This window comes from Vibrio sp. R78045, assembly GCF_042466085.1.
Lineage (GTDB): Bacteria > Pseudomonadota > Gammaproteobacteria > Enterobacterales > Vibrionaceae > Vibrio > Vibrio cyclitrophicus.
On the sequence record NZ_JAXHBS010000013.1, the window covers coordinates 1,463,506 to 1,489,208 of the forward strand.

The 25,703-nt window shown below is 44.5% G+C and carries 12 protein-coding genes; 10 read left to right on the forward strand and 2 right to left on the reverse strand.

Translation table 11 applies throughout. From position 1 onward, the window contains the following. Positions 1-50 precede the first annotated feature (50 nt). A complete protein-coding gene (locus SJY39_RS17015; protein ID WP_010431139.1) occupies positions 51-362 on the forward strand; it encodes a hypothetical protein in 312 nt (103 codons plus the stop codon). A 92-nt stretch (positions 363-454) separates the two neighbouring features. Here SJY39_RS17015 and SJY39_RS17020 read toward each other — a convergent pair whose 3' ends face one another. After that, a complete protein-coding gene (locus tag SJY39_RS17020; RefSeq protein ID WP_016769340.1) occupies positions 455-2,302 on the reverse strand; it encodes a M3 family metallopeptidase in 1,848 nt (615 codons plus the stop codon). A gap of 254 nt (positions 2,303-2,556) precedes the next feature. Here SJY39_RS17020 and SJY39_RS17025 point away from each other — a divergent pair, with 254 nt between their 5' ends. The 9 genes from SJY39_RS17025 (at position 2,557) to dbpA (ending at position 25,296) form a co-directional block, all read left to right on the forward strand. Further along, entirely contained in the window at positions 2,557-15,372 is a 12,816-nt protein-coding gene (locus tag SJY39_RS17025; protein WP_390242327.1) for an Ig-like domain-containing protein, read from the forward strand. A gap of 33 nt (positions 15,373-15,405) precedes the next feature. Beyond that, complete coding sequence (locus SJY39_RS17030; RefSeq protein ID WP_016791119.1) at positions 15,406-17,565, forward strand: type I secretion system permease/ATPase; 2,160 nt, start codon at positions 15,406-15,408, stop codon at positions 17,563-17,565. Beyond that, positions 17,558-18,883: an HlyD family type I secretion periplasmic adaptor subunit gene (locus tag SJY39_RS17035; protein WP_016793084.1), complete on the forward strand. Its 1,326-nt coding sequence runs from the start codon at positions 17,558-17,560 to the stop codon at positions 18,881-18,883. The genes SJY39_RS17030 and SJY39_RS17035 overlap by 8 nt, the downstream gene beginning before the upstream one ends. 34 nt (positions 18,884-18,917) lie before the next feature. Beyond that, positions 18,918-20,231: a TolC family outer membrane protein gene (locus SJY39_RS17040; protein WP_016793083.1), complete on the forward strand. Its 1,314-nt coding sequence runs from the start codon at positions 18,918-18,920 to the stop codon at positions 20,229-20,231. Then, the gene (locus SJY39_RS17045) at positions 20,231-20,869 is read left to right on the forward strand and encodes an OmpA family protein (protein ID WP_016793082.1); all 639 of its coding nucleotides are present in this window, start codon (positions 20,231-20,233) and stop codon (positions 20,867-20,869) included. The genes SJY39_RS17040 and SJY39_RS17045 overlap by 1 nt, the downstream gene beginning before the upstream one ends. Further along, on the forward strand, positions 20,869-21,813 hold the full coding sequence (locus SJY39_RS17050; protein WP_102282443.1) for a PstS family phosphate ABC transporter substrate-binding protein: 945 nt from the start codon (positions 20,869-20,871) through the stop codon (positions 21,811-21,813). The genes SJY39_RS17045 and SJY39_RS17050 overlap by 1 nt, the downstream gene beginning before the upstream one ends. Positions 21,814-22,023: 210 nt before the next feature. Then, positions 22,024-22,614, forward strand: coding sequence for a hypothetical protein (locus SJY39_RS17055; protein ID WP_016793080.1), 591 nt, complete (start codon positions 22,024-22,026; stop codon positions 22,612-22,614). Between the two features lie 217 nt (positions 22,615-22,831). After that, complete coding sequence (locus SJY39_RS17060; RefSeq protein WP_016791115.1) at positions 22,832-23,740, forward strand: aldo/keto reductase family oxidoreductase; 909 nt, start codon at positions 22,832-22,834, stop codon at positions 23,738-23,740. A gap of 176 nt (positions 23,741-23,916) precedes the next feature. Then, positions 23,917-25,296 carry an ATP-dependent RNA helicase DbpA gene (gene dbpA, locus SJY39_RS17065; protein WP_016791114.1) on the forward strand — a complete coding sequence of 460 codons (1,380 nt, stop codon included), beginning with the start codon at positions 23,917-23,919 and terminating at the stop codon, positions 25,294-25,296. A 123-nt stretch (positions 25,297-25,419) separates the two neighbouring features. Here the strand turns inward: dbpA and SJY39_RS17070 are convergent, their stop codons facing one another. Further along, positions 25,420-25,593, reverse strand: coding sequence for a hypothetical protein (locus SJY39_RS17070; protein ID WP_010431076.1), 174 nt, complete (start codon positions 25,591-25,593; stop codon positions 25,420-25,422). Positions 25,594-25,703 lie beyond the last annotated feature (110 nt).

Consider the following 25,703-nt stretch of genomic DNA (forward strand, 5'->3'; position numbering starts at 1 on the left):
GTGGTATGCCACTCAATACCACGAGTGGAATTATTATTTGGAGAAATGTAATGGTTAAGAGCATTACGGCTAAGGGTATTATTTATGGAAATGATACCCTATTTACGTGTAAGCCTAATCGAAATGGATTCTTCGAGTTAGCACGTAAACATGGAAGAGTTGCAGGTACTCGCCCACAAGATCTCAAGAATAAGGTTTATGCCGAAACTCTTGATGAAGCTTGGCATTTACTCAAAACAGAAAAGTTTTATATTGTTTTGACGGGACAAGTATTTGGTATTCACAGAAAGTCTTTACGCAGTGTTGATTCTGTCGATATTGATTTCGAGAATGACATTCAACCTGTATGTGCCACGATGTAGACTCGGGTACAAAGCAAAAAAGGACGCTCATTGATCGTCCTTTTTTCGTTTGGTCTTTTGGTTCAACCTAGGTTAAAGGTGCTTAGCACCTGCTATCGACCGTATTGCCCAACGATGAATTGCTCAAACTCATCACACATCTGATGGTTTGAGCTATTATTATTCGCTAGCTCGGCTGCCCCATCAACGATCGAAATCTTAGCATTCAAATCAGCAATTGGTGCACGTTCTCTTGTCGACAGCTGCTTTATTTTTTGCTCTTCAATCGCCCAAGCTTGCTCTGGCGATAAGTTGCACTCGTCGGCGAGGTATTTGGCGTTAAAACCTTCTCCTGTCAGGCTTTCGATTGTCCCATTATGATTCACGCTATTTCCCTTGTACCAGTAGTGCTTAGCCAACAAAGGGCCGATTTCTGGGTTATCGGTTAAATAACCAAACTTGTCAGTGAAATAGGCACGAGTTTGGTAAACCGCCATATGAGCCAATAGATAGCCTTGGTAAGCACAAGAAGCTTCATCGGACAGCAAATGTGGAATCGCCATTAATGGGCGTGGACTGCAAGATAATCCAAGAATCGTTTTCTCACTATGACGTGCGAGCTCCGTGATTTTTTCAGGTGTCAGATCTTCATCCGCCAATTCGTATAGCGCTCGTTCAAAGTAAGGAACCACAAGAATGCTGCGTTCTTCATAGGCTTTGAATGGTTGTTTGTTATCAATGATAGCTTTAATCAATTCATCTGGTATAGGTTGGCCTTCTGAATTCAGCGCATACTGTTTTAGCCAATCGGCATCTGTCAGCAGACTGTCGCAGAACATCGATTGGGTTTCGGCATAAGCCATCGAGGTTGGTGCAAATTCCTGAGAGAAACAAGGCGCATTCATTTTCACATTGGCAAAGTGTGCGGCGTGTCCACCTTCGTGAAACAGCGTATTAATACCATCATAACCACTGCCAATTTGATCGGGTTTGGCATTGCTAGTGAAGTTTACTTTAGCAGCAACCCAAGCACCTTGATCATAGAAAGAAGGAATAGGCCCATGACAGAACCCATTTGGGTATTTACCTTTACGATCAAGGAGATCCAGTTTCAGTGTTGCTTGAGAATATTCGATGTTGAGACGGCCAAAAGACTCTATCCAGCGTCTGAGTGACTTTGAGAATGGAACATAAGGGTCCAAGTCATTCATAACATCACCAGCAAAAGAGTAGATAAAGTTATGCGCTTCCAGTGCATTCTGGCCTTTTTTCTCAGCTAAGTTAGTTAGGCTTTTTAGATTGTTATCGCGCGTGCGTGCTTCGAAGTCATCCAATATCGTGAACAATTGTTGTGTCGTCATTTGCTCAGTTTTAACCACTGAGTAATCAAAAAAGGTTTTGAAACCAAGCGATTGAGCAAACTGATTGCGCTTTTTGATAAGTTCGATGAAGCCGTTAGCTAATAGCCATTGTTCTAAATCTAATAGTGCTTGGTGTGCAGAAAGTCTTACCTGTTCATTGCCATTACTTCTGACGGCTGAACCTAGAACCGGCAATGATCCTTCGGTCTCTTCACCCGCTTCATTTACGTAAGTCATGACATGGTTTTGTTTTTTCTCAAATAATTCGGCCTCAAATTTGATGAGTTCGGCTTTCAACTTCTGAGATGGTTCTGATTCGATCGAGTGAGATCTAAAGGTCGCTAGCCAACCATTTAATCCGGTTAGTGTGCTCTTCCTTTCTTCAAGATCTTGAATCTCGCCGATTGCATCAATGTGTTTTTGGATAGCAGTAATTTGCTCGGCAGAACTAAGAAACTCGGTCCACTGGGTTTGTGCAGATGTTGACCCATCGTGGTCATCACTTATTCCCATGTAAGTATCCCAAAAGAAGTCTTCTTTTGCTTTGTGAGTCGCAAGATAATCTTGATTTAATTGGTTGAGATAGTTCGTTGCAGTCATGATGTTCCTTGAAAAATAACGCCTGAGTTTCAAGATTATGACACATTCATAGGACGTATTTTGTGACGTTGCATATAACGGAATGTAAGTCACAGGATCTCGGTTTACATTACGGCGTATGTGTGTAAATTAATTAACTGTTAACGTTTTGTTTTTTGCTAGTATTATTTAAAGAATATCCGCTGATTTTTTCGCCTTTTATTGAGCAAATGGATGTCCTCAATGTCAGCGTTTTTGTAAGGAAGAGGTTTAGGATGGATCCTATTTTATATATCGAAGTTGGTGGTGTCGTATGGCAGGTATTTGCTGATGGTACATGGCTTCAAGTGCCCGCATCACAGCCTAAAGTTGAAGGTGTGCAAGTTGTTAGTATTGAGTCTCAGAATTTAGATCAGACTCAATCGATCACTGAGCCACAAATAGCGGCTGTCGAACAACAACTCGAAGAGGTCGTGACTCAGCTCGTCAACAATATCGAAAGTGCGCCTCAACAACCGAGTTCTGCCAATGATCAACCCAGCTCCAGTGCCTCTTTTATTGCATATGTTCGCTCTACATTAGATGAAACTCTTGCAGAAGCAGGTTTTGACACTCGACCGACCGAATATGAAGAGGAAGACACCACTTCAAACGATGGGAATCTAGATGCGCTGTTACCTAGTGCAGAACTGACCGTAGATATACTTGATGGCGGCGACGGTTACGAAAACCAGTTTGAAGTACCAGGTGTCACTATTAAGGGTACGGCTGTGGATGTTCGTGATGGACGAACAGTTGCAATTACCATCACCGATGTTAACGGCAACACATTAACTACCACTGCGATCACAACTAACGAAACCTATGTTGTAAATGGTGTCGATCTTACTTCACTAGCTGAAGGTGATCTCCAAGTTGACGCGATTATTGCCGATGATTTTGGTAATAGCATCACTGCTAACGATTCCACAATCAAAGATACGCTAGCGACAATTGATGTCGATTTTGATGGTTTTGGCGATGAGTTTTATAACGAATTCGAAGTCAGCAATGGTGCATTGGTTGGCACAGTGACCAATGTGGAAGATGGTCAAGTTATCTTAATTACGATTACAGATAGTGATGGCTTATCTGTAGATTATTCCACGAACGTGTCTGGTAACAGCTGGACACTCGAAAACCAAGACTATTCCAATTTCGCGGAAGGCGAACTCACGGTTGTTGCAAGCACCGTCGATATTGCCGGAAACCCTACGTCAGCTACCGATACCATTGTTAAGGATACGCTTGATCGAATCCTTGTTAGATTCGATGGGTTTGGCGATAACTATTATAACGAAAATGAAGTTAGCAAAGGTGCATTGATTGGTGCGATCTTCAATGTCGAAGATGGCCAAGTTATTGATATCACGATCACGGACAGCAATGGTTTATCCGTTGGCTACACGACAGTTGTGTCTGGTAATTTTTGGAGTCTGAAAGACCAAGATTACTCTGATTTTTCAGAAGGTGAGTTGACGGTTGTCGCTAGTACTACGGACGTAGCTGGTAATACGATTTCGTCTACCGATACAATTATTAAAGATACCTTAGTCAACATTGGTGTTGATTTCTCTGCATCTGATGATGAGTTTTATAACCAAGCTGAAGTCTCAAATGGGGCGTTGGTTGGTACTGTGGCAAATGTGGAAGACGGTCAAACTATATCTATCACAATCACAGATGCTAATGGCAAGTCGGTTGATTATTCAACAACGGTATCCGGTGGTAATTGGACTCTGACTGACCAAGACTATTCAGGTTTTACAGATGGCGAGTTGACGGTTGAAGTTAGCGTTACAGATATCGCAGGTAACACAGCAACATCTAGCGATACGATAGTTAAAGATACGTTAGCCAGCATTGGCGTTGATTTTTCTTCATCTGATGATGAGTATTACAACTCAGTAGAGGTGAGCAATGGCGCATTGGTCGGCACGGTGACCAATGTTGAAGATGGCCAGACAGTATCAATCACCATCACCGATGCCGATGGTAAGTCAGAAAATTATACCGCGATAGTTTCTGGTGGCGAATGGAGTCTCATTGGTCAAGATTATTCAGCCTTCGCTGAAGGCACGCTAACAGTAGAAGCTACGGTTACGGACATTGCGGGTAATACGGCAACTTCTAGCGATACTATAGTTAAAGATACGTTGGCGGATATCAGTGTCAATTTCGATGGTTTTGGTGATGAGTATTACAATTCTGCCGAGGTGAGTAATGGCGTATTAGTTGGCACGGTGACCAATGTTGAAGATGGCCAAGAAGTTTCAATCACTATCACCGATGTTGATGGCAAGTCAGAAAATTATACCGCGATAGTATCTGGTGGCGAGTGGACATTAGTCGGCCAAGACTATTCGGGTTTTGCAGAAGGTATCATGACTGTAGAGGCTACAGTTACTGACGTTGCAGGCAATACTACAACTTCTAGCGATACTATCGTCAAAGATACGTTAGCAGACATCAGTGTCGATTTTGATGGCTTTGGTGATGAGTATTACAACTCCGCCGAAGTGAGTAATGGCACTTTGGTCGGAACTGTGACCAATGTTGAAGATGGCCAGACAGTATCAATCACTATCACCGATGTCGATGGCAAGTCAGAAAATTATACCGCGATAGTTTCCGGTGGCGAATGGACTCTCATTGGTCAAGATTATTCAGCTTTCGCTGAAGGTACGTTAACAGTTGAAGCTACGGTTTCAGACGTTGCAGGCAACACTGCTACTTCTAGCGATACGATCTTCAAAGATACGCTGGCGGATATTAGTGTCGATTTTGATGGTTTTGGTGATGAGTATTACAACTCTGCCGAGGTCAGTAATGGCGCATTGGTCGGCACGGTGACCAATGTTGAAGATGGCCAGACAGTATCAATCACTATCACCGATGCCGATGGTAAGTCAGAAAATTATACCGCGATAGTTTCTGGTGGCGAATGGAGTCTCATTGGTCAAGATTATTCAGCCTTCGCTGAAGGCACGCTAACAGTAGAAGCTACGGTTGCGGACATTGCGGGTAATACGGCAACTTCTAGCGATACGATCGTCAAAGATACGTTAGCGGACATCAGTGTCGATTTTGATGGTTTTGGTGATGAGTATTACAACTTAGCCGAAATTACTAATGGCGCATTGGTCGGCACGGTGACCAATGTTGAGGATGGCCAAACAGTATCAATCACTATTACGGATATTGATGGCAAGTCAGAAAATTATACCGCGACAGTGACTGCTGGCGAGTGGACTCTAACTGGCCAAGATTATTCAGCTTTCGCTGAAGGTGAGTTAACGGTTGAAGCAAGCGTTACGGACATTGCCGGTAATACAGCAACTTCTAGCGATACCATCGTCAAAGATACGCTGGCGGATATTAGTGTCGATTTTGATGGTTTTGGTGATGAGTATTACAACACCGCTGAAGTCAATAATGGCGCATTGGTCGGCACGGTGACCAATGTTGAAGATGGTCAAACAGTTTCAATCACTATCATCGATGTTGATGGCAAGTCAGAAAATTATACCGCGACAGTGACTGGTGGCGAGTGGACTCTAACTGGCCAAGATTACTCTGCCTTCGCTGAAGGTACGCTAACAGTAGAAGCTACGGTTACGGACGTTGCGGGTAATACGGCAACTTCTAGCGATACCATCGTCAAAGATACTCTGGCAGACATCGATGTCGATTTTGATGGTTTTGGTGATGAGTATTACAACTCCGCCGAAGTGAGTAATGGCACTTTGGTCGGAACGGTGACCAATGTTGAAGATGGCCAAGAAGTTTCAATCACCATCACCGATGTTGATGGTAAGTCAGAAAGTTATACCGCGATAGTTTCTGGTGGCGAATGGACATTAGTCAGCCAAGACTATTCGGGTTTTGCTGAAGGTACGCTAACAGTAGAAGCAAGTGTTACAGACGTTGCGGGCAATACTGCTACTTCTAGCGATACCATCGTTAAAGATACGTTAGCGGACATCAGTGTCGATTTTGATGGTTTTGGTGATGAATATTACAACTCTGCCGAGGTGAGTAATGGCGCACTGGTCGGCACGGTGACCAATGTTGAAGATGGCCAGACAGTATCAATCACTATCACCGATGCCGATGGTAAGTCAGAAAATTATACCGCGATAGTTTCTGGTGGCGAATGGAGTCTCATTGGTCAAGATTATTCAGCCTTCGCTGAAGGCACGCTAACAGTAGAAGCTACGGTTACGGACATTGCGGGTAATACCGCAACTTCTAGCGATACGATCGTCAAAGATACGTTGGCGGATATCAGTGTCAATTTCGATGGTTTTGGTGATGAGTATTACAACTCCGCCGAAGTGAGCAATGGCACTTTGGTCGGCACGGTGACCAATGTTGAAGATGGCCAAACAGTGTCAATCACCATCACCGATGTCGATGGTAAGTCAGAAAGTTATACCGCGATAGTTTCCGGTGGCGAGTGGACTCTAACTGGCCAAGATTATTCAGCTTTCGCTGAAGGTGAGTTAACGGTTGAAGCAAGCGTTACGGACATTGCCGGTAATACAGCAACTTCTAGCGATACCATCGTTAAAGATACGTTGGCGGACATCAGTGTCGATTTTGATGGTTTTGGTGATGAGTATTACAACTTAGCCGAAATTACTAATGGTGCCTTGGTTGGCTCGGTGACCAATGTTGAAGACGGTCAAACGATCACTATTACCCTTACCGATAGCCTTAATGTCTCCCAAGTTTATACGACCACAGTAGTTGGCGGAAATTGGACGCTGACAGGTCAAGACTATTCGGGGTTTGCAGAAGGAATCTTGACCGTAGAGGCTAGCGTTACGGATGTTGCGGGCAATACTGTTACTTCTAGCGATATAATCGTTAAGGATACTCTGGCAAGTATCACAGCAAAATTCGATGATGCCGACAACATACTCAACACTGAAGAGGTTCAATCTGTTCGTCTACAAGGTGTTGTTCAAAATGTAGAAAATGGACAGCCTATTACCGTCACAGTTTCGGATAGCAATAATCAGTCTATCACGTTACAAACCGTAGTTGTTGCAGGGGCTTGGAGCATCGATGATGTGTCTGCATTTGCGGATGGCAACATTACCGTAGAAGCAGTTACCGTTGATATTGCAGGTAATGAAACAACGGGCACAGACTCGACAGGACAAATTGATACCGTCCCACCTGTTATCGATATTGATACCTTATCTGGCTTCAACATCTTAGATTTTCGTAGTGGTGATTTAACCACCATGCAGGGTACGACCGATGTTTCCGAAGGTTTACCTGTCTACATAGAGATCAATGATGGTACGCAAACGCTGACTTTTGAAGGTGTAGTTGATGCGTCAGGTGGCTGGCTAGTCGAGAATATTGATGTCTCTAGCTTAGACCCATCTACTGAGTGGATTATAGATGCGAGAGTGGCCAATTCGATTGGCAATGAAGTCAGCGATGACATGCCAAGTATTATACTGCCAGGTTCAGTCTCATTTTCTGAAAGCACGGTCGGGATCTTCGGAGATCAAACCCAAGTTGCTGACATCAATATTCAGTTTGCTGACGAGTTCGCTTTTAGTGCAAACCAAGTCTCTGCCGAGGGAGTGACGTCTCAAGGTCAATCTATCGCTATTGCATTAGAGTCTGACGGCCAAGTGCTCAAAGCAACACGAACCGATGGAACACTGGTTTTCGAAGCTAAGATTGTTGGAGATACCGTTGAGATCACCTTTTACCAAGCGGTTGACCAACAAGCTGGTGAAGAGTTACTTCAAACGGCGATCATTATCGAAGGTCTTCAGATTGATGACGATGGAACCACTGAGCTCGTTTTAGGCGAATTACCGATCACGATTCTAGATTCCGAACCTTTGCTGTTCGGCGAGTCTTACTCGATGGTTGAAGGTGAAATATCGTCAGGCAACGTTCTTAGCAATGACATTGACCTTGATACTGCTCTAACCATTAGTAGCGTCGAAGTTGGTGGAGTCAGCAAGGACATTTCAGGTGCAACTCCTGCGGTGTTCAATACCGGGGATGGTGTATTGACCGTATTTGCCAATGGCCAGTGGACCTTTGAAGCAAATCGAAATCTAGATCATAACCAAGACCATACCGTTATCTTCAATTACGTTGCCGCTGACTCTAGTGGTGATTTTGGCTCTGCAACGGCGACCATTGATATCACTGATGGTGCGGCAGGACAGATATTGGATGATTCGAAAACGGTGACGGAAGTCGACGTTACCTCCGGTTCGCAAACCATCAATGCTCAATTTACTGTATTAGGTGGTTCGGATAACCCAGACCCAGATTCTATACAATTTAGCCCTGAGACTGTCGCGCAACTAGAAGCATTAGGTATCACTTCGGGAGGCGACTCTACAGCACTTACTTATACTCTCAGCGCAGATGGTCTCATTATTACAGCTAAGCAAGGTGATGATGATGTGTTCTCGTTTTCAATGACGACAACGGTCGACGGGAACAATGTACTTGCCGATATTGTATTAGTGATTGAACGGCCACTCGACCATGTGCTCACCAGTGATTTACTTACGATTCCGTTAAATATTATTGGTACAGACACCGATGGCACTGCTTTAGAAAACGGCCAAATATCATGGGTGATCGAGGACGGTAATGATCCGAGTTTAATTCTCGATTCAAATTCTTCGGTCAACGAGTCGGAGCTAAGCAATGATCCTATCGGTGAAGTCAGTAGCACCGGAACCTTCAGTATCGGGATTGGCAGTGATTATTTAGATAGCGTGTTCTTTGATTTAGCTGATCAACCTCAGCTCTTTAGTGGCGGCGAGCAGATTTATTACACCGTTTCTGAGGATGGTACATTATTGACTGGCTACGCAGGGCCAGTCGCTGGTGGTGACGTTGCCTTTACCGTGAGTTTCGCAGCGCCGGTATCAGATGATGTAGACAGCAGTGTGGATTACGTCTTCACACTGTACAAAGGTTTGGATCAAGCCAATGGCACGGATACCATACCGTTTACTGTTACAGCCCGTGATTCCGATAACGACCAAACTAAACTAGATTTAATCGTTTCTATTACCGACGGTGGTGAGCCAACGATTGGCAGCGGTACGGTTGAATTGTCTGAAACCCCAATTGCGGATACTACTCCTGATGGCGTAAAACAGAGTGCAGTGGTTAATTTGGATATCACGGCATCGCATGATCCTATCGTTTATCTTGGTATTGATGTGACAAACGGTCAAGCCGTTTTGGATAGCGACGGTGAAGCAGTCACCCATAATGGCGAGGCTTTATCTTGGAGAGATAATGGTGATGGCAGTTTTGATGCGATATTAAGTAATGGCGATGTCATTATGCAGATTCGTCTGCCATCTGATTATTTCTTAGAAGCTAATATCTCAGGTACCGCTGCCGTTGAGATTGATTTATATCGCTCTATTGATCATGGTGCTGGGTTAAAAGATACCGAATTGAGCATACCGGCCACGGTTGTCGTTATTGATTCAGATGGTTCGCGTTCCACCCAAAAATCAGACATTAAAATATACGATGGTAAGGATCCTGCATTCTCGATTGTAGGCAGCATATCTGTCGATGAAGATGGACTCATTGGTGACAACGAACAAACTGGGACTGAAGAACCAAGCCCATCGATCGCTATTATCCAAGGCTCGGACGATATCGCATCAGTTTCAGTTAATACCGATGCTTTTGACGCATTAGCTTATACCAGTGGTGGGCAAGCCATTTCATTGCAGGCAGTGAATGCCGATGGTTGGTATTACGCTCAAGATACGTCGGGTAACGATATCTTCCGAATTCGTTTTAACAACGATGGCACAACAGAGTTCAATCTATATGCGCCGCTTGATCATGCTACGGGTGATGGTGAAAATAATCTTGCTGTGAATTTTGAATTGGTCGTTACTGATGCCGATGGTGATAGTTCTGATCCGGCTATTTATGTTGTTAATGTTACGGATGCAGTGCCAACTTCTCGTTCTGGTTCCATTGAAATGGTGGAAGGCGATAATCTCAGCGGACAGTTCTTAACAGAAGAATTTGCTGGTGCGGATGGCGCCGTCATTGTTAGTTTTGACTATCGCGGTGATACCTACACTTTTACCGATGTAATTACGTCAATCGAGATTGATCTCATTAATGATTTTGATAATAGCGTCTACGGTCAGTTTACTCTTAACTCTGATGGCAGCTACCAACTGACTACTAATGCCAATGTATCAACTGACCCTACCGATCCTCGATTAATCGATGACATTGATTATTTGGTTCGCGATGCCGATGGTGATGAGGTCACGAGTACTGCAGAGCTTGTCCTAGATGATAACGAAGGCTTTATTCGTTATGAGGATTCTGAAACTACAGAAGATAACGATGCCATTATTGTGGTGAGTGTTTCTACCGGAGACGTTGACCAAAGCGAAACCGTTACGGCTATTGAATTCTCAGAAGATTCTTTGCAAGGCGGTAGCCTGTATTTAGATGGCGTATTACTTCAAGTGGTTGATGGAAAAGTGACGCTTTCAGGCAATCAGTTAACGGTGATTGACAGTCAGTTTACCGGCCCTAATGGTCAGTTAACTTATCGACCTGCACTCCATGAATCGAATACGACCTCAACGGTTATTCTAGCGATCAACGCCATCATTAGTACTGACACGGTTCCAAAAGAGCTGACCGCAGATGTCTCTGTTTCTGTTTTACCGGTGGCCGATGCTCCAGATTGGTCAGATTCTGTATTTACCTACCAATCCGTAGAAGATGATGCAAACCCAATTAAATTAGATATCACCGCTCAGTTGGTTGACCAAGATACATCTGAAGAACTGTCTTACACCATTAGCGGCATTCCAGATGGGCTGAATATCACCTTGAACGGAAACGCGGTTAAAGAAGGCAAAGAGTACACCCAGACCCAAATCGACAAAATGGAAATCAGAACTGATGAAAACCTTGCAGGTCGATTTGAGTTTGAGATTACTGCGATTGCAACCGAAGCGGGAAGCACCTTCGCTGACCCCGATGATAAAACGGCCGATATCGTCAATACCGTAGTCGTTGAAATCTCACCGGATGCTGATACTCCACATGTATCCGTTAAGGACTACAAAGGTCTAGAAGATGAAATCATCTTCCTCAAGAACGTGATTGATGGATCGCTAACTGATACCGACGGTTCTGAATCGTTAAGCTATCAAATCGAACTGCAAGATGGTTGGTCTATCCAAGGTGGACTGTTCGACTTAATTGGTCCTGATACCTACCTAGTCTCTGCGGAGGCCATCGAGAATGGTGTGGCTTATCTTCTACCAAAAGAAGACATCAGCTCGTTTACTGAAGATTTGTACATTAAGGTCACGGCGGTAGCCACAGAATCTGCCATTGACTCACTAGACCCTATCAATGTGACTGCGTTAAGCGATACTCAAACCATCAACATCTTCCTCAAAGGCGTTGTTGATGAACCTGCTGTTGTGGATGGAGGAAATGCGCATTGGGAATATGACAGTATTACCAAAGTCATCAGCAATCAATCTGTTCTCAATGAAGATGGTTTGATTCAACTCGACTTTGTCGTCCAAACAACTGATGACGATGTTTCTGAAGATATCAATATACTGCTTACTAATATTCCTGACGGCACCTTGCTGGTGGATTCATTGGGTGAGCCTGTGTCGCTGACCATCGCCTACATTGACGATGTAACAGGCCCAGTATTCCAGGTTTCTAACGCCCAACTGAATGATTTGTATCTCAAGCCAATTACTGATTTTAGTGGTGAGCTAGAGCTAACCGTTATTGCTATTTCAACAGAGCCTGATGGTGATTCGGGTGAGTTCCCGATGGCGTTGAAGGTGACTCTCGATCCTGTTGTCGATCAGACCGATGGTGTAGTCGTGAGTAGCGTTGGTATTGAAGATAGCTACATTACACTGTCATTAAATATTTCGGTTAATCAAGATGTTGACAGTAGTGAAACGTTAACAGGTTACATTATTGATAGCTTGCCTGATGATCTAACTCTGTATTTCGATGGTGTGGAGATTACTGTTGATGCTGCTGGTTTAGACTTAGGTGGGTTAGCAAGCTCAGAAGGAGTCACTCTTCAAGAATTACTAGATAGCGACAGATTAACCGTTCTTGCTACTGAAGATTTGAGCGGTACATTTTCGATCCCAATTACCTATGAAGTTACCGACACCTCGCCGACAGGCGCAACTGATGTAAAAGATATCTCGGGAGCCATTAGTGTTACCGTTGATGCGAGGGTCGAGTCAGATACACGTTTAGAAAGTTCGGGTCAGCTGTACACCAGTGATGACGGCTCTCCGGTCAACGTGTCAGACGCGGTTACTTTTGTTGATGCTGATATGGATGGCTCAGAGTACTTAGATTATATATTGATCGATGTACCTGATGGGTACTCTTTGATTATCGACCACCCTAACGGAGCTGCTCAAGATATTTCAGGAAACTGGATTATCTCGGCGAACGGCCTGACGAGTGATTCTATCCAAGAACTGGCGCAAGAAATCCTGAGCGGAATGACGATCTCCAGCCCAAGTGACACCCCTGTGTTAGATATTGTGGTGCGTGCTCGTGTTATTGATGGTGAAGATTCGAAATACATTGATACCTCATTCCAAATTCAGATTACAGGTCATGACGGCGGTGGCGGCACTTGTGATCCTGTTGGACCTCCAAGCCTAATTCAGCCTGATGGTGATATCAAAACGCCTGAGGGAGAGGACATCGACCTTACCGGTTTATTGAATACCAATGTAGGTAGTGATCCGGACAATGAGATCTCTTTCTATATTCCTGCGGACTCTCTGCCTGATGGCGTCGAGATTTCAGGTGATGGTGTTATTGCCGAATACGACGCTTCTGGTGAGGTTGTCGGTTACTCGATTACAGCGGATGGACTATCCAAACTAACGCTAACAGGATTAGATGAAGACTTTGCCGGCTGTATCGACTTTACGATTAAAACCATTGAGACCTCTCCTTGTAACGGAGAGACCGTCACAACAGATCAAACCATCAGTATTCAAGTATTGCCTGTTGTGGATGACATTACCGTTGCCACGGATTCGACAACAATCCAGGAAGATATTACAACCGACCTTAACCTTGAGTTAGTTCTCGGTGATAGCGTTGAAGACGGGCAGTTAATCACGGGAGAGGGTAACAGTGCTACCGGTAAAGAGACCATTAACTCTCTAACAATAACGGTATCAAATGGCGGCACGCTATCGGAAAGCCCTACTGATACTGATACTGGTTTGTTGGTTGATAACGGCAATGGTACGTGGACGGTAACCGATCCTAGCCGATTGAGCGATGTGTTGGTAACACCACCAGAACATTACAGCGGCGAAATTACCTTAACAGTGACGGTCAATATTACCGATGAAGCGGATTGTGTCGTTGAAACCGATACTCAAGACAAGACGACCGTGGTGACGATCACCGTTGAACCTGTTGCGGATGCGGCGAACTTGGTGACGGAGGATATAGTAGGCGACGAAGACAACTACATTTCACTGTCATCACTTAGCGCGGAGCTGATTGACCAAGATGGCTCTGAAAATATGTCCTTGGCATTGAAAGGCGTGCCTGAAGGCGCGGTTGTTGCGATAAAGGTGGGCGATAGCTACGAATTAGTTCCAAATAATGGCGTTGATGGCGGTACCTTTGATGGTAACCCTACTTATGAGTGGCAGCTCGATCCAAGTCAGCTTGCTAATCTTGTTATTCTGCCGCCACGAGATTTTAGTGGTGATATGAATCTAGTCCTTGAGGCGATTACTCAGGAAATCGGCACGACAGATATTCGTTATACCGAATCTGAATTTACCGTTGGTGTAAACCCTATCGGCGATAAAGTGGAGTTCTTCGATTTACCTGAACAGCTCACTGGAAGTGAAGATGATGGCATCGTGATTCCTCTCGATGCTAATAGCTTTGAAACCAACAGTGATGAATTCTTAGCAATTACCGTAACGGTGAATTCGACTTCGGATCCATCAGGTTTAGTTGGGCTAGATCGAATTCGAATTGGATCAGAAACCAGCTCTTTCACTAATGTGGGTGGCATCATACAGGCGACGATCCTCGTTAAAGCAAGCTCTGTTGATGAGCTCGAATTCTTTGCGGGCGAAGCGTTTGGTAACCTTGATATTACGATTACAGGCCGAACGGTTGATCAAAATACGGTACTCGGTGAGTTAGTGGTCGACACGGGTGACCCAAGTTCACAAGATATGACGCTTATCATCACACCAGAGCCTGATGCTCCGTTATTGAGTGTTGAATACTCTTCGATTGTGGCAGAAGCGAGTGGCACGATTCCGCTTAACCTAGATCTCTCTCTTGTTAACCCTGCCGACTCAGAAGCGGGCTTCATTACCATCTATGATATTCCCGCAGGTTTGACGTTCTCACACGGTTCTATGGTCGATGGTCAGTATGTGGTGGATTTAGCGGATGTACCTAATTTGGCTATTACTGGCGGTTATGATGGTGTTGAACCATTTGAACTCACCATCGAACCTTCTGCTGAAATAGGCAATAACCAAGCGGTAGGGTTACCTCAAACGGTATCAGTTGAGTTTGTTGCTGAAGGGAATTCTACGATTACCGCGACAGATGATAATGATCTGCTGATTGGCGGTACGGGCTCTGATAATTTTGTGTTCGCCTCTTCAGGCTTAGGGAGTGCAGAAGCCCCAAGCTACGATGTAGTTCAAGATTTTGATGCGTCTCCAGATACTGATGCAATTGACCTCTCGGGTATTTTGGGAAGCCTAGGGCTTAATACAGGGTTAGGGGCAACACAATATCTAGATTTAGAAGAATCTGGTGAAGGTGTGACCATTTCTATTAAACCTAATGGCGATGAAGACGTTCAACAAAACATCTTATTAGCCGATGTTACGTACGACGATCTGTATCAAGGTGACAGTAGCAGTGCATTAGAAGCACAAATTTTACAAAAAATGATAGAAGACAATAATTTAACGCTGTAAGTTAGATGTACAGTCTATAAAAGGAAGTTTAGATTGGTAGAACAAAAAGACAGCTGGCTAGGTTGTGTTGAATGGTTATGTGAGCATTTTAATGTTCGCAGCCATCCTTCCAAAATAGTGTCTGGCCTACCTTTAAATGAAGGAAGGCTCAATGAATCCCTTTTTCCAAGAGCTATTGAAAAATCGGGGTTAACTTTGAGCCACGTTAAAAAAGAATTACTGACTCAATGTCAGTTCCCTGTTGTTGCTGTTAATTCCGCGACAGGGAGCCCCCTTGTTGTCACTCAAGGCTCCGGTGGCGAATTTCAAGTATTGGATTGTGAAACCAACTCAAGCCAAGAAACATCGTTAAAAGACTTGGTTGCTCAAGTGGAATCGTATGTGTGGCAAGTAGGTGCTCAAGCACTTGATGATGCGCGTGTTCAATCCCATGAACGTAGCGAGAATAAATCCAACACCCGTTGGTTATGGCGTGTCGTCAAAGAAGTGAAACCTTGGTATCGAGACCTGTTTATCGCTTCATTCTTGATCAACTTACTCGCGCTAGTCGTGCCTCTGTTTACCATGAACGTGTACGACCGCGTGGTGCCAAACCAAGCGTTTAACACGCTTTGGGTTCTGGCAGCAGGCGTTGGTATTGTCGTTATTTTTGATTGGGTGTTGAGAAGCTCACGCAGCTCTGTGACTGATATGGCTGGGCGCTATATTGATAACAAGTTGTCTTCCCAATTGTTCTCAAAAGTCCTTGGTATGAAGTTGGAAAATCGACCTCAGTCGGTAGGCGCCTTTGCCAGACAGCTTCAAGATTTCGATAGCGTGAAAGATTTCTTCACTTCTATTTCTTTGGTTACTTTAGTCGACCTGCCATTCACCTTGTTATTCCTATTCCTTATCGGCTGGCTCGGTGGTGCGATGATGTTCATCCCTGTCGCGATCATGTTGGTATTGATCGTGCTAAGCATTGCGATGAAAGGTAAAGTCGAGAAAACATTCGATGAAACCGCACGTTTGTCGACACAAAGACAAGCACAGCTGTTTGATTGCTTAACAACTCTTCCGGATATCAAGCAAAACAATGCTGAAGGTATTACCCAGAAGCGTTGGGAACAGACTATTTCATCGCTCTCTCAATGGCAGACTCAATCTCGCCACTACTCTAATATCGTGACACATTCCATTCAATCGAGTCAGCAGATCGTCACCATTACTCTCATCATCTTCGGCGTGTATCAGATCTCTGAAGGCTTGCTGAGTATGGGTGGTTTGATAGCTGTGGTGATGTTGAGTGGACGTGCCGCAAGCTCGGTGAACCAACTTTCTCTTCTATTGCTGAGGTTTCAACAAACACGCTCAGCCGTTGAAGGCCTAAATCAGATCATGGACTTACCGCAAGAAGAGTCCAAGCATCAAGTGATTGATAAGGGTGACTTTGACGGCGGGGTTAGGCTGGATGAAGTTACGTTTACTTATCCAGAGACTCAAAGCCCAGCGCTAAAGGAAATCTCTTTTGAAATAAAACCGGGTGAGCGAGTTGGCCTTGTTGGTGCGGCAGGCGCAGGAAAAACCACACTTTTATCGATTGTTGCACGCCAGTATTTGCCAACAACAGGACAAGCTTTCTATCAAGAGATTGATGGGCAGTTATGGCCAACCAGTGTCTTGCGCAGTGGTATGGGTTGGGTGGGGCAAACCACCAATCTTATCTTTGGCAGTGTTTACGACAACGTCACACTGGGTGCGACCAACGTTGATGAAGAAAAGCTAAGACTAGCGCTGCAACAGTCTGGCCTTAACGGTTACATGGGGCGCTTAAGCAATGGCTTAGAAACGCCTGTCGGTGAAGGTGGTAGATTGCTTTCAGGAGGACAACGACAAGCTGTTGCTATCGCCAGGGCGCTTTATCGCTGTCCAAAATTACTGATCATGGATGAGCCAACCAGCGCACTTGATAATCAAGCCGAGATACAGTTCTTCAATGCGTTGCAAAGTATGCCAAGAGAAACCTCGATGCTGATCAGCTCGCACAAATCTTCCTTCTTGATGATGTGTGATCGTGTGGTTGTATTAGATAAAGGTCAGATCGTGGCAGAGGGTGAGCCAAAAGACATTCTCTCTCTACAGAAGAAAAGTGCACCCAAAGGGGCGAGTCGGTTTAAGACGGTTTCAGTGGTGAAGGGAGGCCGTCATGAGTAATGATATTCAATGGACCAACAACCACTTGGCATTTCGTTCTCGCAAGCTGATCTGGCTAAGTGCGTTATTGATTGTGTCTATCATCGGTTGGGCGTCATGGGCAACATTGGAAGAAGTCGTGATCGGCGAGGGCAAAGTCGTTCCTAGCCTTTCTGTACAAACCATTCAGAGCTTAGAAGGTGGTCTAGTTCAAGAGATCATGGTGCGACAAGGTCAATCAGTGTTGAAAGGACAGCCTTTAGCTAAGTTAGAAGACACTCGTTTTAAAGCGGCTTTTTTAGAGTCGGCTCAACAAGCGGATACCTTACTGGCTCAACAATTAAGATTGAAAGCAGAGCTGTCGACAGTCGTTTTAAATAACGATGCAAAAGAGTGGTTTGAACGAGTGGTCTTGGTGCCACAAGATATTGTCATCGATGTATCGAGCCATCCGGCATTAATGAACGCCAAAGCCAACTATCGAGAACGTTTAGGTCAGTTGAAATCGGAACTGGAAGAGGCGGCACTTCGCATCGAGCAACAAGACCAAGCACGTGTCGATACGCTCAATAATATTCAGACTTTAGAAAGCAGCCTCGATATCGTTATTCGAGAGCGCAACATGTTGAAAGATGTGGTTGCTAGCGGTGCGGTTGCAGAAGTTGAGTTGCTGAAACTTAACCGTGATGTGGTCAAGTTGAAAGGCGATATTGCCAGCTCAAAAGTGGCGGCTCAGAAACAGATTGCTGCTTACTCAGAATCGATAGCCGACCACCGCAGCATCGCGTTAGATTTTCGCGCCAAAGTACAAGGCCAACTGAACGAAGTTGCCAGCAAAATAGCGCAATTGAACGAAAGCCAACAAGCTATTGCCGACCAACTGAAACGAACACAAATCTTAGCGCCTGTTGATGGCACGGTGAAAGAGATATTCGTTCGTACTATTGGCGGTGTTGTTCGTCCCGGCGAGCCGATTATTGAGATCATTCCATCAAACAGTGATCTGATTGTTGAAGCGAGGATCTCTCCGCAAGATATCGCGTTTGTTCATAATGGGTTAGGCGCAACCGTTAAATTCACGGCCTATGATTTTGTCATTTATGGCGGACTTAAAGGCGAGGTGATTTATGTCAGTGCTGACGCCTTACAAACGGAAGACGGTAATGCCTATTATCGCGCCCACATTCAATTAGATGAAGATCAACAACACAACTCTGCGTTCAGTATTATCCCGGGGATGCAGGTTGCGGTGGATATATTAACGGGTGAAAAAACAGTATTGAGTTATTGGTTGAAGCCAATTTTACGAGCTAAGGAAAACTCACTTCGCGAGAGATGAAGTGTGTTAAAGCATAAATATAAAAGGAAGTGTAATGCATTCAAAATTCTTACTCTCTTCTTGCTTACTAATGAGTGGACTGTCTCAAGCAGCTTCATTAGAAGAGTCCGTGGCTTTTGCCATCGACTATAGCCCAGAGATATTGGCGCAGTACTCCCGATACCAATCGGTGATCAGAGACGGAGACGCGGCGAGTGGTTTGTATATGCCACAAGTGAACTTGTACGCGGCAGCAGGTTATGAAGAGACACGCTACAACAGTGGCAGCAAACTCGATACCGATGATCGTGGCCTAACGAGAACCGAGATTGGCGTTAAAGTATCCCAGTTGTTATTCGATGGTTTTAAAACGACGTCGAATGTCGACCGATTAACCTTTGAAGCGGAAGCTGAGCGTCTAACTCTGATTTCGCGAGCTGAAAACGTCTCGTTAGATGTGGTGAGAAACTATCTCGATATTCTCAAGGCAGAGACGTTACTTGAACTGTCTAAGCGTAATGTAAAAGAACACCAAGAGATCTACCAAGATATCCAAGATAAAAAAAGCAAAGGGCTGAGTAGCAATTCGGATTTGGCTCAGATTTCTGCCCGTGTTGCGACGGCGCAATCTTCACTAATCGCTGCTCAAAACAACCTGTTTGATTTACAAACTCAATACCTACGCTTAGTAGGCAAGCCTGCTGTGAACTTGGTTTATCCACGTTTTGATTATGCTTTGTTACCAAGTTCAGCACAGGTCGCGCTTGAACAGGCTGTTGAGAATCACCCTGAAATCCAAGCTTCTTTGCTTGATATTGATGCCGCTCGTAAAGAAATGCGCCGTGAGAAGGGGGATTACTACCCTGAGCTTAAACTCGAACTTCATGCCAACAAGAATGACAACGTGTCTAATCCTCCGGGTGGTGTTGATGAAGATGCGCGTATCATGTTAACGATGGATTACGACCTGTTTAATGGCTTCTCTACCGACTCCAGAGTTGAATCATCTGCTTGGCGAGTTGAAGAAGCAAGAGCGATACGATTACGAACGGAGCGTGAGGTTAAAGAGGGCACTCAGCTCGCTTGGAACGCCTACAAAATGCTTGAGCAGCAAAAATCGCTACTTCAACAAAACGTAGATGCGGCAAAAATTGCAGAGCTTGGTTATATCCAACAATTCAATGTTGGAAGACGAAGCCTATTAGACGTACTTGATGCGAAAGTAGAAGTCTTCTTGGCTCGAAGAAACTTTATTAGCACTGAATACGATCAAACATTGGCGGCATATCGAGTTTTGAACGCGATGGGCATGTTGACCTACGCGTTGAGAATTGAGCATCCAGAAGAGTGGCAAGGGGAGAACAAGTAATGAGACATTTTAAATTAGCGCTACTTAGTTCTATCTTGCTGATGGGATGTGCAGAAACGCCCGATACGACGATGACTCGTCATCAGATTGATGATTTGGCAGATAATGATCGTGATGGTGTTATCAATCAGCGAGATCTGTGTGCCGATACACCAGAAGGTGTGACCGTTGACATTAAGGGATGTGCAAACTGGAAAATTGTTGAAGACGTTGAAGTATTAAGCGTGGCATTTGATTTCGACAAATACGTTCTTAAACCAGAACACACCGCCGTGTTAAACGAGTTGGTGCGTTTACTTGGGGAGCAACCTGATGCCTCAGTGACCTTAGTCGGTGATACGAGTTCAGAAGGTACCAATGTTTATAACAAAGCACTGGCCAAGAAAAGGACGGGTGTCATTCGAGATGCTCTGATTGACAGAGGTATCGATGGAGAGCGAATCTTCGAACAAGAATTTACTCAAATTACTAGCTTAACTCAGCATCTTCACAAGCGTAAACGTAGAACCATTGCGGTGTTAAAAGCAGAGAGTATGGAAGTAAATCCATCTTGGAATATCTTTACCTCAGAGATGCAACTCGACAGCAATAGTGATGTTGAATCTAAGACATCGATTGATCCAGTAGGAGGCCAGTAATGAAACGTCTATCTAATAAATCGGGCTTACTGCTTGCTGCTGTACCTGCGTTTTTTTCTGTATCAACGTTAGCGAATGACGTGAGTGATATTGGTTTGGTCGCGATTGAGCCTAATATGCAAGGGCTCGTTGAAGATCTGCTTAAGAGCCAAGAGATCGATCTAGAGATTTTACTGAGTGACAGCGTCCCCGAGCAGATGATCATGCAACGCTCACGTGTTGGTATTACTTCCAAAAAGTGGACTGATAAAGAGATGGCTAGGTTCGACATGCGCTACGGCTACAGACCGACCGAGCTGATGTTTACCGCCGATGTAATTGCGATTTTGGCGAATGAGAATAACCCAGCCACATCCATCACCGTTGCTGAACTTATCGATGTGTTTGGGTGCTCTAGCGACCCTAAGCATCCTAAATGGACGCCAAGCAGCGACGTTCGTGATGGAGAAAGCCTAGACACACACATGTTGCCTTTCGCTATCGACCACAACTTGCAAGGCCATACCACCTTTTCAAATTGGGTCGAGTGTGGAACTGACGGGGAATATGCGAATACTCAATTCTTAGCAGATCTGCCGGATCTGATTAATAAGATTGAGGACGAAGATGCCGCTATTGGTTACACCGTTTACTCGGATCAAATCTCTGATGTGAAATGGTTAAGCGTGGTCGACAACCTAGGTGTGAACTACGACTTGAACAAAGAAACGATTCTCTCAGGTCGATACCCATTAGCAACGGTTTACTATATGTACCTGAATATTCCAGCGCATCGCAAAGACTTTACGGAACAGGAGAAGTTCTTTGTTGGGCTTACTCTGTCGGAAGAACATCAAGGTGTGTTGAACCAATACGGTTTCATCAGTTTGCCGCCAGAAGCTATCCAACGGAATAAAGTAAGACTATCGCTTGAAGAGCCTGCGATTGAAGGTGGTTATAAATGATTGGTGTAACATTCTGTCATTGGATTTGCGGAATGGAATTGTTAATTTCGTAATGGTTCTCAATGTGACGGATTACGTTATTCGGCGATAGAATTTATCTAACGGGCATATATGCCCGTTTTTTTCGCCTAAAGTTTGTGGCTTGAGCGGGTGTTTGTTGATTGGTCACGTATAATGAACGCTTCATACCGCGCGAAATAAACACAATTAATGAGAACTCTTCCTGTTTTAATCCTACCTTTGTTATTGGCTCTGAATACCTTTTCATTTTCTGTGCAAGCGAGTGAAAGTTGGTGGCTGCGAACGGTATTCAACAGCAGTTCAGCTCAACCTAGTTCTCAAAATTATGTTAACGATAATGATCTAATGGATTGTGGCGAGATCGAAGGTGCTCTTCTGTGCAGTGATTTGACGCGGTATTACGATCTGGATGTTTATGTTGAATTGGAGTTGGGCGACTCAAGCGTCGAGGTGGTTCGCTTAAACCTGCCTTATTCGAACCTAAGTTACACAAAGCTTCAGGTATACCTTCGCCAAGATGGCTTTGCTCTCAGTTCTATTCGTATTGGGGAAGATGAGTTTGATGTGGTCGCTCAACTCGAACAAGCGAAGCGTGAGGGAGTTGGTTACGACAAGGTAGATAAACAACTCGTCAAATTCATCAACTCACCACATCATTCCTCTGAGCAAGTGAGTGTATGGAATGTACCTAATTCTTCTTCATCATCTCGTTCTTCAGCTCCTTGGGTTCAGTTACATAGTGATGGTGACAAGTTAACGGTTGAACTAAATCGTCTCTAATTGCTCAAATTTATAGATGGTTTCGTCATTCATCAGAGTAAACAAGCCTTTCAGGAGAACGGTTGACGGGCAGACAGCAAGCTATTATTCATTTAAGTGTTCGTTTTTCTGTGGCTCTCACATTTTTAGTACGCGTTTACCTTTGCTATTTGTTATACGTTGAGCCTTCGGTAAAACGAGCTTAGGATACGTGCAGTATTGATAAAGGAGACAACCCATGGTTGCAAGAGTAACGACAGCGCCACAAGGCCCAGAACTTTCTGAGTTGGTGCAAGGATACTGGCGTACAGCAGAGTGGGGTATGACCCCGCAACAACGCCTGACTTTCCTGAAGCTGCACATTGATCTTGGTATCACAACTGTTGATCACGCGGATATTTACGGTAACTACCAATGTGAAAAGTTGTTTGGTGAAGCATTGGCGCTTGAGCCAAGCCTTCGTGATGATATCCAAATCGTCACCAAGTGCGACATCAACTTGTGTGGTGACCATACTCCTGATCGCAAGATCAATCATTATGACACCAGCGCGCATCATATTTACCAATCAGTAAATAATTCTCTAGAGCGCTTGGGTGTAACCGAGCTGGATGTATTACTGATTCACCGCCCAGATGTACTGATGGATGCAGATGAAGTAGCAGAAGCGTTCGCTGAACTGCATAAAGTCGGCAAGGTTAAGCACTTCGGTGTCTCTAACTTTTCACCGCGTCAGTTCGACTTATTGCAATCTCGACTCGGTAAGCCACTGGTGACTAACCAAGTTGAAATCAATCCCTTGAACTTTGAAGTAGCCCATGACGGCACGCTCGATCAACTGCAGATGAACCGTATTCGTCCAATGGCGTGGTCTTGCCTCGGTGGCGGTAGCATCTTCAGTGGTGATTCAGCACAAGCGATTCGTGTTCGTGATGAGTTAGAAGTAATTCGCCAAGAAGTGGGTGCAGATAGCATTGACCAAGTTATTTATGCTTGGGTTCGTCGTTTACCGTCTAATCCGATCGCTATTATTGGCTCTGGTAAGATTGAACGCGTGAAGACGGCGGTTGATGCTCTGAAGATCGAGCTGACTCGTGAGCAATGGTATCGCGTGTGGGTTGCATCTAAAGGTCACGGTGTGCCTTAAAGACTTTTTAGGAACTCGTATTTCTATACAGACTTAGATGTCACAACATAAAAACCAGCGACCCAGCTGGTTTTTTTGTATTCGCCTAACATGTTGCTCCAAAACTGTGATTAAGGTGGAATAATTTTCAAAAACACTCATAATGCACTCTGTTTTTCACCAGTTGGATATTTCCATTGAGCACTTCAAAATTCTCTTCAATCGCCCTTAAGCCAGAGCTTCTAAATACGTTAGATTCTCTTGGTTATACTGAAATGACGCCTATTCAAGCGTTAAGTCTTCCTACTATTCTGGATGGCAAGGATGTTATCGGTCAGGGTAAAACGGGTTCAGGTAAAACAGCTGCTTTTGGTTTAGGCGTGCTGCAAAACCTACGCGTTAAGCGTTTCCGTGTTCAGTCTTTAGTGTTATGTCCGACTCGTGAGCTTGCAGACCAAGTAGCAAAAGAGATCCGTACTCTTGCTCGTGGTATTCACAATATTAAAGTACTGACACTTTGTGGCGGTATGCCAATGGGACCTCAAATTGGTTCACTAGAGCATGGCGCGCATATTCTTGTGGGTACTCCTGGTCGTATTCTTGATCACCTAGAGAAAGAGCGTATTGATCTTTCTGAGCTCAACACGCTTGTGTTAGATGAAGCGGACCGTATGTTGGAAATGGGCTTCCAAGATGCGCTAGATGCGGTGATTGAAGCGGCACCAAAAGATCGCCAAACGCTATTGTTTAGTGCGACTTTCCCTAAACAGATTAAATCTGTTGCAGACCGTATTATGCGTAACCCAGAAATGGTGAAAGTTGAATCAACACATGATCACTCAAGTATTCAGCAACACTTCTACAAAGTGGAAGGAACTGAAGCTCGTGATGACGCATTAGAGTTACTCCTTCTTCATCATCAACCAGAATCTGCGGTTGTGTTCTGTAACACTAAGAAAGAAGTTCAGAACGTAAACGACGAGCTAAGCCACCGTGGTTTTAGCGTTATCGAGCTTCATGGCGACATGGAACAGCGTGAGCGTGACCAAGCTTTGGTTCAATTCTCAAACAAAACCATCTCGATTCTAGTGGCAACAGACGTTGCAGCTCGTGGTCTTGATGTTGATAACCTTGATGCAGTGTTCAACTTTGAACTGTCTCGCGATCCTGAGGTTCATGTACACCGCATTGGTCGTACTGGTCGTGCAGGAAGCAAAGGTGTTGCGATTAGCTTCTTTAGCGAAAAAGAGATGTACCGTGTTGCTCAAATCGATGAGTACATGGATATGCCAATCGAACCGTCTCAGTTGCCAGCTAAACCAATCGCTAAGCCATATTACTCAAACATGGTGACAATCCAGATTGATGGCGGTAAGAAAGCGAAACTTCGTGCTGGTGATATTCTTGGTGCATTGACGGGTCAAGGCGGCATTGATGGTAAATCAGTGGGTAAGATCAATCTGTTCGCAATGCGTGCTTACGTAGCGGTAGAAAGATCTGTGGCTAAGAAAGCACTGAACAAAATCGAATCAGGTAAGATGAAGGGTCGTCAATTCCGCGCCCGAATTCTGAAGTAATTTGAGAATTTACCCCTTTACTGTCTACTCGCGACAGTAAAGGGTGTTCTACCAGGGCTCACTATGGCAGATTAACCCATCGACATACCTGTTAGTATCCAAGTCTATTTTTTATTCAAACGTTCATTGGTCAGGTCTGATCGAATAAACATCGTTGATATGTTTTCCTTCGCCAAGATACCAAGCCATCGCTTCCTGTCGGTTGCTAGCATATATCGTAATGGTAGTTAGCTTTCCATCGTCAAAATAACAAAGCTCGTACTGTAACTCGCTTGTATAATGAGGAGTAGCGGCCATAGCTTACCTCCCAAATATTAATCATTTAAAATACGTCACCATTTCTTTTATAGGATTCGCATTACCTCAAATGAACAATAAAAAATAAGTTTTATCACTGCTATTAATTA